Source organism: Bacteroides sp. K03, assembly GCF_019734355.1.
GTDB classification, from domain to species: domain Bacteria; phylum Bacteroidota; class Bacteroidia; order Bacteroidales; family Bacteroidaceae; genus Bacteroides; species Bacteroides nordii.
This window is the reverse complement of record NZ_JAASHC010000001.1, coordinates 115,103-128,045: the sequence shown is the minus strand read 5'-3', so window position 1 is coordinate 128,045 and position 12,943 is coordinate 115,103. Positions and strand designations below refer to the sequence as shown.

Genomic DNA, 12,943 nt, shown 5'->3' with positions numbered 1-12,943 from the left:
AAACTCTACGGAGATCGCTACGATTCTCTACGAGGAACAGGCTGATTCTCTACGAAGAACAAGCAGACAATACATAAGATTTTACAGGATTAAAAGAAAAGAAATAATTATCAATATTAATTGTAAATATAAAATTCAATAATACAATTAACAGAACTTTTAATCTGACCTCTCAAAGACCGGAGTATACATTTTTACAAACATATCATTGCCAGTTATACACCCACTCAACTTATAGTTTTTCTTTCCTGATATATTTGGGTCTTTTTATATAATATATCCATTTTATTAGAGTATTTAATAAAATATTTAATTAAATACTTGCAAGATCATAATTTTATTGTTTTATTTGCCAAAAAGATCGAGATATTATTAAAAAACATCTTTCTAATCTCCTACAAATAGAAGATTAGAAAAAGGATGCACAAAGAAAGTGCAACAAACTACTATCCATATAGAATATATACTATTTTTAGAAAACCAATAATCTGTACAATCATAAAAACCAGGAAATATGAAAATCAACAATCGGAGGGAATTTTTAAAGAAATCAGTATGGGCAGGCACTGCTGCTATTGCCTTACCATCATGGCTCTCTTCATGCATCTCAAAGGAGCAAGAAACTACAACTGATGAAATCCGGAACAAACTTATCGTTCCCACAGATAATGCACTAAAAATAACCGGAACTTTTCTGGATGAAATATCTCATGATATCCCTCATCAGAACTGGGGAGAAAAGGAATGGGATGCCGATTTCCGGCACATGAAAGCGATTGGTATAGACACTGTCATTATGATTCGCTCGGGATATCGCAAATTTATTACTTATCCATCTGAATATCTGATCGGTCAGGGTTGCTATAAACCTTCGGTCGATCTTCTGGATATGTATCTGCGACTGGCCGATAAATATGGCATGAAGTTCTATTTCGGCTTGTACGACTCCGGAAAATATTGGGATACAAATGATCTTACATGGGAAATAGAACACAACAAACATGTAATTGACGAAGTCTGGAAAAATTACGGAGAGAAGTATAAAAGCTTTCAGGGCTGGTATATCAGTACGGAAATCAGCCGAAAGACCAAAGGTGCAATCGGGACATTCCACGCACTGGGAAAACAATGCAAGGATATTTCAAACGGATTGCCTACGTTCATATCTCCATGGATTGACGGAAAAAAAGCCGTACAGGCCTCAAGTGCCATACTCAGCAGAAAAGATTCAATTTCGGTAAAAGAACACGAAGAAGAGTGGGATGAAATATTTGCCGGAATCAGTGATGTAGTAGACGCTTGCGCTTTCCAGGACGGACAGATAGACTATCATGAACTGGATGCTTTTTTTGAAGTAAACAAAAGACTGGCCGATAAATACGGATTGAAATGCTGGACAAATGCCGAATCCTTCGACAGAGATATGCCTATTAAGTTTTTCCCAATAAAATTTGATAAATTACGGCTTAAACTTGAGGCAGCCCAAAGAGCTGGATACGATAAAGCTATAACATTTGAATTCTCTCATTTTATGAGCCCGCAATCAGCTTATCTCCAGGCCGGACATCTGTATGATCGCTATAAAGAATATTTCGATATCAAATAATAAACAGAAATGAATCAGTCAAAAACAAATATAGGATATATCATATTTTTATCGGTAGTGGCCGCTTTAGGAGGTTTCCTATTCGGATATGACACAGCCGTTATTTCAGGAACAATAGCACAAGTATCACAACAATTCGGGTTAAACACTCTTCAGGCAGGATGGTATGTAGGCTGTGCGTTGATAGGTTCTATTGGCGGCGTAGCCTGCGCCGGAATCCTAAGCGACAGAGGTGGTCGGAAAAACACAATGATTCTCTCGGCCATACTATTCTCAGCATCTGCCATAGGCTGTGCGTTGGCATCCTCTTTCAACGAACTGGTGATATACCGCATCATTGGGGGAATCGGTATCGGTGTCGTTTCCATTATTTCACCATTATATATATCCGAAGTATCCGTCCCCCAATACCGGGGACGACTGGTATCATTATACCAATTAGCCATTACCATCGGTTTCCTGGGGGCATATCTGGTCAATTACCAATTGGTGCTCGGAGCCGATGCCGCTGCCCAATCGAGCAACCAATGGATCGTTAAAGTCTTTTCAGACGAGATATGGAGAGGTATGTTAGGCATGGAAACAGTTCCGGCTCTACTCTTTTTCCTTATCATTTTCTTTATTCCCGAAAGCCCCCGCTGGTTGGTACTTAAAAATAAAGAAGTACCGGCAAGTCGTATCCTGCAACGGATCTATGGTAGCAAAAGTGAATCTGAAATACAGATAAATGCCATACGACAAGTTGCCGGAGGAGAGTCTAAATCCGAATGGTCGCTGCTTCTACGCCCCGGTATACTCAAAGCGGTAATTATCGGAGCATCCATCGCGATCTTAGGCCAATTCATGGGAGTAAATGCTGTACTGTACTATGGTCCGTCTATCTTCCAGGAAAGCGGGCTCTCCAGTGGAGATTCTCTATTCTACCAGGTATTAGTAGGAATGGTAAACATGCTTACCACAGTGCTGGCACTGGTTATTATTGATAAAGTGGGGCGAAAGAAATTAGTATATTATGGAGTTTCGGGAATGATAATCTCATTAATACTCATTGCATTCTACTTTACCAAAGGAGCTGAACTACAGATACCAAGCACTGCATTATTAATATTTTTCCTAAGCTACATATTCTGCTGCGCAATATCTATATGTGCCGTTATCTGGGTACTTTTATCCGAAATGTATCCCATCAAAGTCCGGGGACTGGCTATGTCTATTGCCGGATTCTCACTTTGGATCGGGACATTCCTCATCGGTCAACTTACCCCTTGGATGCTACAAACCCTAACTCCGGCAGGCACGTTCCTTACCTTTGCAGGTATGTGCGTTCCATACATTCTGATTATATGGAAATTAGTTCCCGAAACCACCGGAAAAAGTCTTGAAGAAATAGAAAAGAACTGGGATAAAGAATAATTTAATAAATAAAATATATGTAAATGAAACTTAACAACTTATTATTCACGCACATATTCGAGTTCCGTGATAATAGGAAGATGATCTGACAGCAATGAATGAACTGCCTGGGTTCTTACTATTCTCCACCCCTTTTGAGGACGAGCGTATAAATAGTCAATTTTCACTTTAGGTTCCCAGGCGGGAAAAGTAAAAGACGAATCGGTTGCATCCCACCAATTACGAGCCATAATTTTCTTTATGACTTTGGAATTGGGTTCAGCATTAAAATCTCCGCCGATTATCACAGGATAAGAAGAACTTTTAAAATAATCAGTGATGTATTGCGCTTGTAATTCGCGGGTTTTCTCATCTGTCACATCCAAATGGGTGGCTGCAAAAAAGATAGTATCGGATTTCCCAACCTCAAACAACCCCTCAAGAAGAGCGCGAGGTTCCACCCCTTGAGGATTAGGTAACATTAATTTGTTTACACTTATATAAGGATGTTTGGAGAGTATTCCAATGCCGTAATAACCATTACTGAAGTTAATCGTTTTTCCATAAAGTCCGAACATATTCGTCTTTCCAGCTAATTCAGAGAGCATATCTCTGCCGTTTTGATGAGGCGCAAGGGTCCGATGAGTATTTACATCGACTTCTTCAAGAGCCACGAAATCAGGTTGAAAAGCTTTGATGTGTTCTGCTAATTGATCGATAGTTGCAAGTTCACCGAATCTTAGATTATAAGTCATCACTCTGAGCTTCAAAGTATCTTGAGCATTTATATCCAAAGCGGATAAAAGAATAAGAATAAAAAATAATTTTTTCATGGTATACTCGATTTTGGAAACAAATATATTATTAATATTTATTTTTAGTTACTAATATTGAAGTTTATTAACGCAAAAGGATGAAAAGGCCAAGTAATTATCAAATAATTGCATTTTACAGTGATAACTTTGAATTTTAATACGAAATTCAAGTTACAAGAGAGTAAAGAACCGCGATAAAATCAGTTTTTTCAATCCAATAAAACTAAAATAAATAATACTTTTAGAGAACCGTCACAATTATCATACAAATCCATTTTTTATGAAAAAACAAAACGATATAGAATCTTTTATTTCCGGCAGTAGAGAGACCTTTGAGTCGCTCTATAATGCGTATGCAGGAAAGATTTTCAATTATATAAATTCGTTTATATATGACCCGGATCTGGCGAAAGATATTACTCAAAATACATTCCTCCAATTATGGGATTCGCGATCAAATCTCGACGTTAATGGCAATATCGAAGGCTATATATATTCTATTGCCCGAAATTTATTATTCCGTGAAATACGCCGTCTTAACATCTTTAAGAGTTATGCCGTCAAGGTACAAGAAGCCGCAAAGGAAGGAGAAGAATCAAATATAGAAGAAGATCTCTCACGAGACATGATAGAACAACAGATTCTTTCATTATTAGCCGAACTTCCGGAAGCACGCCGCAGAATATTCCTGATGAGATGGAGTAAAGGATTGTCTAACAAAGAAATAGCACAAGAACTTTCTATTTCGGAGAAAACCGTTTCTACCCAGATTCATCGCACTATTAGTTTCCTTAAGTCCAAAATGGGCTCTGCATTCATGATCTTTATTTCCGTATCTGCAATTCATTTCTAAAATATTTCACTTTCTTGTAATCCTTTTGTGGGAGCTGTGGATATATAGTATAAATAGCCACAGAAAATGAAGATAGAACGCATAAAACATTTAATCACCAATCTGCTTATAGGTTGTTCTTCAACATCCGAACGTGCCGAACTGGCTAAATGGATGAACTCCGAAGATGCCGAACGCAATAGTAGGGAAGCATGGGAAAATGCCTCCGAAGATATTGATGAATCGCTTAAAAATGAAATATGGAACGGTATTCAGTTAAAAATCAAAGGGCCTATTTCCAAACCTGCATCGTCCAAACATATCATTAAACGCCGAATTTACTCTATTCCAGGAGTTGCTGCCGCTATTGCAATTATATTATGCTCAACATTTACTGCCTACTTACTATACAATAATTTTGCAGAACATCAAGAGAGTAGGGAAAGCAATATCTATACTTTTGAAGTGGAACCCGGCCAAAAGGGAAGTATGCGCTTAGCAGACGGTACTATAGTACACTTGAACTCCGCATCTAAGATATCATTTACCGGTAATTACAATTCCGAAGAGCGCGTGGTAAGTCTTAATGGGGAGGCTTATTTTGAAGTAGCCAAAAATCCTGATAAAAGATTTGTTGTAACATGCAACGGAGTAGACATTGAAGCGTTAGGTACTGAATTTAACGTAAAAGCATATCCTGCTGACAGCATCATTACCACTACTCTTGCCAAAGGAAAAGTCAAAGTCTACAACAACGAACAAAGTGTGACTCTTCTTCCTAACGGAGTAGCTACTTATGATCTGAAACGACAGACTATCAAAGCATCAGTTACTGATGATATTTCAATTGCCAATTATTGGAGAACAGGACAGCTTGTCTGTAATGCCGAACCCTTGTCTTCCATTGCACAGACCATCGAAAGAATGTACAACGTAAAAATCAATATCAACGATACGAAGTTGAGAAATATGAAATTCACCGGTACCATTCAGAATAACTCATTGACTAATGTCTTATACGTGATGAGTCTGAGTTATCCGCTGACATACACAGTAACCGACTCTGTAATAACAGTCTCTGCCCAAAAGGATATAATAAAAAAACATAGATAAAAATAAACCAGTTAACAAATTAAGCCTATGAAAAATAATAATTTAAAATCGCTCAAGCTGTTATGCCTGTTAGTGCTGTTAGTTATAGTCTATCCGGTTCATGCACAGCATTCAGTTAGTATTGCCGATAAAACAATTGCGCAGGCAATTAAAATAATTGAAGGAGACACCGGTTATAAGTTCTTTTATGCAGAGAACTTACCGGATTTCACTAAAAAGGTCAGTTTCAAAACAGAGAATAAACCCATTGAAACAATACTCAATAGCTTATTCAAAGATACTGAAATTGCATATATCATTAAAAGTCAGAAACAAATCATTCTGTCCAAAAGGAGTACACAATCACCCTCTCAATCACCCGGAAAAATCATTATCAAAGGTCAGGTTAAGGGAAGTGACGGAGAAGCGTTGATAGGCGCTTCCATTATAACTGATAATAATGTTGGAACAATCACGGATATTGACGGTAACTATGAATTGCAATTAGATAAACCGGCTACACTAACTTATACATACATAGGTTATACTCCGCTAAAAATCAAGGTAAACAAATCAGAAATCAAGAATATCATTCTGGATAGTTCCAATGTTCTTCTCGACGATGTAGTAGTCGTAGGATATGGTACCCAAAAGAAAATAAATCTCACGGGATCAGTACAAAGTGTGAACAGCGAAGATATTCTCAGACGAAGTGTTTCCACAGGTTCCGCCGCACTACAGGGTATTATCCCCGGACTTACAGCTATTCAGGCATCCGGACAGCCGGGAGCAGACAATGCTTCTATCAAGATTAGAGGACTGGGCTCATTGAACTCGGCAACCTCTCCATTGATATTAATCGACGGGGTAGAAGGTGACATGAACCGCATCGATTTGAATTCGGTAGAATCAATTACTGTATTAAAAGATGCAGCTTCTGCCTCAATATATGGTTCGCGAGCTTCAAACGGTGTGATACTGGTTACTACTAAACGAGGTTCCGAAGGAAAAGTGAAACTTACATTCAATGGTTATATGGGCTATAACAAACCAACCACACTGCCTACGCCTACAAATGCCATCGAGTACATGCAGGCAGTAGATGTGGCACGTGTCAACGCAAGCCAGGAGCCATTATACACCCAAACCATCGATATATATAAAAATGGGGGTGTAGACAACATTAATTATTACGATACGGATTGGCGAAAAGAGGTAATTAAAGACCACGCAACAACCCAAAATTATTCTCTCAGCATCAGTGGTGGCAACAATATAACAAAGCTTTTTGCTACGGCAGGATATTATGCACAAAACGGCCTTATCGATAATAACAAATTCACACGGACCTCTTTACGCGTAAACACAGATACCAAGATTAATAAATGGATGAAACTCGGAGTAGATATAGGTATACGCCAGGCTACAGCCAAATCTCCCGTAATGGATACACCCGCCAATATCATAGGCAAAGCTCTGACCATGACCCCCATCATGTCGGGCATCAACGCCGATGGTACATGGGGATATGGTATTAACGGAACCAACCCCATTGCTATGGTACAAAGCGGATGCACAACGAATAGTATTGCTCCCGAATATACTGCAAGAACAACCTTGTCTATCGACCCCTTTGATGGTTTCAATATTTTCGGAGCATATTCATGGAAACGAACAGATGGAGAAACTAATGCATTTGTAAAGCCCTACCAGGTATACGAAAATGGCGTATCGAAGGGTGAATTTCCAACGACAGGGTCATCAAAGTCAGAACAAAGAACAAAAACAGTTACCAAACAGTATAATCTGCAGGGAACTTATGAGAAGACTTTCCATAAGAATTACCTGAAAGCATTAGTTGGGTTTCAAAGCGAAGAGTTGAAGAACAGTTACCTGTTAGCCGGCCGTAAAAACTACTATTACGAAGGGTATGAAGAACTTATAAATGGTGACGTCAGCACCGCATCGAATTCCAGTTCAAAATATGCATGGTCTATGTTGTCCTACTTCTTTAGACTCAACTATGCGTATGACGACAGATATCTGTTTGAAGTCAATGGTCGCTACGATGGCACTTCAAGATTCAAGAAAGGGCATCGCTGGGGCTTCTTCCCTTCGGTATCCGCCGGATGGAGAATATCCGAAGAGAGTTTCTTTGAATCGGCTAAAAGCGTAGTAAGCAATCTGAAACTAAGGGCCTCCTATGGAGAATTAGGGAACCAGGCAATCAGCGGCTATTATCCTTATGCTTCATCCATAGGAAGCACCAGCACTTATGGATATTGGTTTGATAAAGAGCTTGCATCAGGTGTTGCACAGATTCAATTGGCCAATGAAGCAATAACCTGGGAAAAATCAAAACAAATTAATGCAGGTATCGATATTGGCATGTTTAATAACCGTTTGAATGCAACCTTCGATTATTATATAAAAAACATCACAGATATGCTTCAGCAATTCCCCGTTCCATTATTCGTAGGAATGACGGCTCCATGGGAAAACGCCGGTTCGATGAGAAACAGCGGCTGGGAACTTTCGCTATCCTGGCAAGACCGTATCGGTAATGTGAACTACTACGTCAAAGGAAATCTCTCTGATGTAAAAAACAAAGTAATAGACTTATATGGGAAAGAATACGTAGGTACCACAACAATAACCAAAGAAGGCGAAGAATATAACTCATGGTACGGATACGTTGCCGACGGTTATTTCCAAAACCGGGAAGAGATTAACAACTCTCCTGTATACGGCGGTAATCCCAACAATATAAAACCGGGATATATTAAATATAAAGATATCAGCGGTCCGGAAGGAGTACCTGATGGGAAAATAGATAACTACGACCGCACGATACTCGGTAACTCTACTCCGCGGTATGAATTCGGACTGACATTAGGCGGCGATTGGAAAGGCCTTGATTTCTCCTTATTCTTTCAGGGAGTGGGTAAAAGAGATGTATATTACTCCGGAGCAGGGGCACGTGCTTTATCCGGTAATTACACAATATATAAATATCAACTGGATTATTGGACCGAAGACAACCCTAATTCAAGATTCCCAATATTACTTGAAGACCCCAGTGGAACAAATCCAAACAATATGATATCAAGCTTTTGGGTAAAAAGCGGAGCCTATTGCCGCCTGAAAAATATTGTATTGGGATATACGCTACCGCAAACATGGATACAGAAAGCCGCACTATCCAAAGTGAGAATTTATGCAAGTGCACAAAATCTGTTTACCATAAAAAATAACTTCTATGAAGGTTTCGACCCTGAAAACAACATCGGATCAGGTGCAAGCTGCTATCCGTTGAACAAGACATTTATATTCGGACTCAATGTGGAATTTTAATTGATGAAAAAAGATGAAAAAGACAACCTTATATAGTTTAATAGCTACGTTTTTTATCACCATGGGTACTACCTCATGTGCCGATTTTCTCGACCAGGAAAATCCGGCCTACGATGCCGAAGGATTCTATGCAACCGAAGCAGGATTAAAAGAAGGCGTTACCGGTATTTACCCTCTTTTATACTTCGATATGAACTGGGCAGTGCCTGCATGCATCGTTCTCGACCATTATACGGCATACGGACTCGAACAAGATGAAAATAGTTCGATTGGTGCAGGGGGAACGTTAAACCCCGACAATGGAAAGATTCAGGCGTTCTGGACCGGAGAATATCAAATAGCCGCCCGTGCCAATTCTGTAATTTACGGTGCCAAAGATGCCGTAGCGGGAATGAGCGATGTGGCCAGGCAGTATTATGCCGAGGCACGCGTACTAAGAGCTTATGCCTATTATAACCTTATATCGGCATTCGGCGATGTACCTTTCTTTACTGCTCCCGTAACTATCGATGAATACAAGGTAGGACGTACTCCGAAAGGAGAGATTCTCGATTTTCTGATAGAAGACCTGAACGATGCTGCCGATTATCTACCGTGGACCGCAACCCAACGGGGACGGGTGGACAAAGCCGTCGCATACGGATTGATAGCACGTATGGGCTTATTTGGCGGAAGCTTTAATGTAGAAAACAAAGCCACCGAGTACTTCAGCATAGCTGCCGATGCAGCAGGTAAGGTGATCGGTAAACGTAAATTGGCACCCAAATTCTCCGACTTGTTCAATCTGACCGGCCAAGCTAAGAGTGAAGTCCGGGACGAACTGTTATGGGAATTAATGTATTCTACAAACGGTACGAAAAAATTGCATACGGTAGGTTATGGGCATTCATCGCGTAACTATGCATCATCAGTACGTTTCCCGAGTTCTCTGATTGCAGATACTTACGAATGTATCGATGGAAAACGTATAGACGAATCTCCTCTTTATGACCCGAAACAGCCTACATTGAACAGAGACCCGCGTTTTAATGCCACGCTGGCAGGACATGGCGACACGATAAACTATACCATTACCGACGGTAATAACCCTCAGAAATTTATTCTCAACATTTATGATGATAAGACCCGGTTCTATCCGCGTAGAAATGCCTGGTACACTGCACCGAATGTAGATGTTACCACCACCAGCCCATCACTTGTGAATAGTGGAGTAGGATACTTATGGCGCAAATATGCGGATGAAAATACCGAGCTGCTCATGAGCTCTTCGAGCAATCTAATTCTGATGCGTTACGCCGAAATACTCCTTTCATATGCCGAAGCCAAAATTGAACTCAATGAGTTAGACGAATCGGTATATTCGGCCATTAACGAAGTACGCAAACGCGCCGGAATGCCGGAGGTTTCGACAGACAGGAAAGGAGATCAAAACAAAATGCGACAGTTAATACGGCGCGAACGCAAAGTTGAACTGGCACTCGAAGGGTTACTCTTCGTTGATGTTCGGCGCTGGGGTATAGGCGATATGCTTAATGAGCATCCTTCTTACGGACAACCTAAACCGGACATCAGATACGAAGGATTAGAGCCAACCGACATTCCTGACTTTAAGACTGACGAACGGCACGACCTCAATGATATTCCTTCGTATGAGGCTTATAAAGACAAACTCAGGGTGCGCGACAGAAACAGATATTGGGATCCGAAATTCACATGGTGGCCTATCCCACGTTTGGAAACAGACCGCGACCCGAATCTTACTAACCCTGATTATTGATAATCACCATATAATACCCGTAAACTCATAGATTATGACGAAAAGTTGTTTAATATCTATTCTTGTCTCTCTCGTAAGCTTGACTGCATCGTGGGGCCAAGCCAAAGGTACGCAAATTACCGAAACCGACTCGACCGTGACACTCCGGAATAGCAAAGTGAGAGTTGAATTTCCTAAGGGCGGAGCTTTCGATATCTCGAAACTCACCCTTAGCGGAAAAGAATTAATATTGGGCAAAGGATATAATACTGTTCCGTGGACACTCACCTATAAAGGTCCCCAAGGAGAAAATCCGGTGCTTTTCCCTTCTCATGGAGAATATGCCGGATGGTCAAAAGAAACAAAAAACGGTAATACTGCCATTGCTTTCAAGTGGAACATGAGACTCACTTACAATGACTTGGTCCCGGTGGTAATGACTGTTTCTGTTCCTGACGATTCAGAACTTGTCTATTGGGATATCCAGGCGGGTACTCCCGAAGGTTGGCTGATAAGTAATACCCAGTTTCCACGCATAACCGTAACGCGTCCTGATGATGCCAAATTAATCACCTCAGCAGGCTGGGGTGCGGAGTACGACCTGAAAAACCCTCAGGTATATGCTTCAAGCTACCCTTCGGTAACCGGTTCTATGCAGCTCCTGCTTCTTCACAATTCCGACGGTTCAGTCTATTACGCTACCGAAGATAAAGAAGCTTGCGGCAAAGACTTCAGAGCTGCCGTAGGCGAGAAGAGTGTTACTCTATTAACAGATATTGTAGCTTCCGAAGGTTGGTCGGACGATACAACCGAAACATTCACTGTTCCATGGTCAACAGTCATCGGGTATTCAAACATCGGTTGGCAGGATGCTGCAACGAAATGGTACCGTCCTTTCACTTTTACTACCGAATGGGGAAGTAAACCTTTGGCATCCCGTAATATACCACAGTGGCTCCTGGATACCGATATCTGGATTAGAGCGAAAGGAGTAAACGATACCGTAAGAAGTGCCGTAAATAAAGCCATCGATCTGTATGGCAAAAACACCTTTGTTCACTGGTACTTCTGGCACCATTATCCTTATGATACGCATTATCCCGACTACTTCCCGCCCAAAGCCGGCTTTGCCGACATGATAGCTGAAGTAAGAAAAAGAGGTTGTCATACCGTTCCCTATATTAACGGCCGGTTGTGGGATCCTGCCAGTGACAGCTATAAAGCTTTGAACGGAGCTTCTGCCTCGTGCAGAAAGCCAGACGGTACACTGTATACCGAAATTTATCCGACGTCACAGGTATTGAACACCGTTACCTGTCCCGCATCCGGACTGTGGCAAAACATTATAACCGACCTTGTAATAAAAATCCAAAAAGAGTTGAAAACAAACGGAGTATATATCGACCAGATAGCGGCAGCAGCCCCTCAGCCTTGCTGGGCTACCAACCATGGACATGCTCGCGGTGGAGGTGATTACTGGCATAAATCTTACCGCCATCTGATGGACTCTCTCCGTACTCATCACCTGGAACCGGGAAACATACTTATAAGCGAGGAAAATGCGGAATGCTACATCGACATGTTCGATTTGTTGCTTACAGTCAATTCTCCTCACAACGGCTGTAAGATTGTGCCTTTGTTCCCGATGGTTTATTCCGACAGACTCATCACCTCGGCTTATACTTACTCTCCTACCGACAGAGTGAATCGTGGTGATTTCCTGTATCAAACCATGCAATGCTTCCTGTATGGCTCCCAATTAGGATGGGTAGATCCTACCCTGTTAATGAAAGACGAAGCCAAAAGAGAAGCTAATTTTTTAAAGACTCTTTCTACGTTACGCAAAAAACAACATGACGTTTTTGTTGGCGGAAGATATATAAAAGAAATCATTCCGGAAGGAGATAATCCGGCAATAGATGTCCCCGGATTCGGAGAGATGAATGTTGTCGCCGGTTCCGAGTGGCTCTCTTCTAAAGGTCAGAAAGTTCAATATTACGTGAATATGGACAGTATCGACCATGAAATAGTATTGCCTGACCATAAAAAGATTACTGTAAAAGCCCTGCAAGGCATAAGAATAAATTTATAGAGTC

General features: G+C 40.9%; 8 protein-coding genes. 7 read left to right on the top strand and 1 reads right to left on the bottom strand.

The features are described 5' to 3' along the window. Window positions 1-514 precede the first annotated feature (514 nt). Entirely contained in the window at window positions 515-1,606 is a 1,092-nt protein-coding gene (locus HCG69_RS00430) for a DUF4434 domain-containing protein (RefSeq protein ID WP_221648377.1), read from the top strand. Between the two features lie 9 nt (window positions 1,607-1,615). Further along, complete coding sequence (locus HCG69_RS00425; protein ID WP_221648376.1) at window positions 1,616-3,019, top strand: sugar porter family MFS transporter; 1,404 nt, start codon at window positions 1,616-1,618, stop codon at window positions 3,017-3,019. A gap of 41 nt (window positions 3,020-3,060) precedes the next feature. Here HCG69_RS00425 and HCG69_RS00420 read toward each other — a convergent pair whose 3' ends face one another. Beyond that, window positions 3,061-3,831: an endonuclease/exonuclease/phosphatase family protein gene (locus HCG69_RS00420; protein ID WP_221648375.1), complete on the bottom strand. Its 771-nt coding sequence runs from the start codon at window positions 3,829-3,831 to the stop codon at window positions 3,061-3,063. A gap of 262 nt (window positions 3,832-4,093) precedes the next feature. Here HCG69_RS00420 and HCG69_RS00415 point away from each other — a divergent pair, with 262 nt between their 5' ends. The 5 genes from HCG69_RS00415 to HCG69_RS00395 all read left to right on the top strand — a co-directional run bounded on the left by HCG69_RS00415 (window position 4,094) and on the right by HCG69_RS00395 (window position 12,939). After that, window positions 4,094-4,666, top strand: a complete 573-nt coding sequence (locus tag HCG69_RS00415) for an RNA polymerase sigma-70 factor (protein ID WP_221648374.1) — start codon at window positions 4,094-4,096, stop codon at window positions 4,664-4,666. 66 nt (window positions 4,667-4,732) lie between these two features. After that, window positions 4,733-5,758 carry a FecR family protein gene (locus HCG69_RS00410; RefSeq protein ID WP_221648373.1) on the top strand — a complete coding sequence of 342 codons (1,026 nt, stop codon included), beginning with the start codon at window positions 4,733-4,735 and terminating at the stop codon, window positions 5,756-5,758. 27 nt (window positions 5,759-5,785) lie between these two features. Continuing rightward, a complete protein-coding gene (locus tag HCG69_RS00405) occupies window positions 5,786-9,091 on the top strand; it encodes a TonB-dependent receptor (RefSeq protein WP_221648372.1) in 3,306 nt (1,101 codons plus the stop codon). Between the two features lie 13 nt (window positions 9,092-9,104). Then, window positions 9,105-10,868 carry a RagB/SusD family nutrient uptake outer membrane protein gene (locus HCG69_RS00400; protein WP_221648371.1) on the top strand — a complete coding sequence of 588 codons (1,764 nt, stop codon included), beginning with the start codon at window positions 9,105-9,107 and terminating at the stop codon, window positions 10,866-10,868. Between the two features lie 34 nt (window positions 10,869-10,902). Continuing rightward, window positions 10,903-12,939: a DUF6259 domain-containing protein gene (locus tag HCG69_RS00395; protein WP_221648370.1), complete on the top strand. Its 2,037-nt coding sequence runs from the start codon at window positions 10,903-10,905 to the stop codon at window positions 12,937-12,939. Window positions 12,940-12,943 lie beyond the last annotated feature (4 nt).

What these genes read in the sequence shown, in the direction of transcription:
- HCG69_RS00430 (WP_221648377.1), top strand. Translation starts at nt 515, where the DNA reads ATGAAAATCAACAATCGGAGGGAATTTTTAAAGAAATCAGTATGGGCA.
- HCG69_RS00425 (WP_221648376.1), top strand. Translation starts at nt 1,616, where the DNA reads ATGAATCAGTCAAAAACAAATATAGGATATATCATATTTTTATCGGTA.
- HCG69_RS00420 (WP_221648375.1), bottom strand. Translation starts at nt 3,831, where the DNA reads ATGAAAAAATTATTTTTTATTCTTATTCTTTTATCCGCTTTGGATATA.
- HCG69_RS00415 (WP_221648374.1), top strand. Translation starts at nt 4,094, where the DNA reads ATGAAAAAACAAAACGATATAGAATCTTTTATTTCCGGCAGTAGAGAG.
- HCG69_RS00410 (WP_221648373.1), top strand. Translation starts at nt 4,733, where the DNA reads ATGAAGATAGAACGCATAAAACATTTAATCACCAATCTGCTTATAGGT.
- HCG69_RS00405 (WP_221648372.1), top strand. Translation starts at nt 5,786, where the DNA reads ATGAAAAATAATAATTTAAAATCGCTCAAGCTGTTATGCCTGTTAGTG.
- HCG69_RS00400 (WP_221648371.1), top strand. Translation starts at nt 9,105, where the DNA reads ATGAAAAAGACAACCTTATATAGTTTAATAGCTACGTTTTTTATCACC.
- HCG69_RS00395 (WP_221648370.1), top strand. Translation starts at nt 10,903, where the DNA reads ATGACGAAAAGTTGTTTAATATCTATTCTTGTCTCTCTCGTAAGCTTG.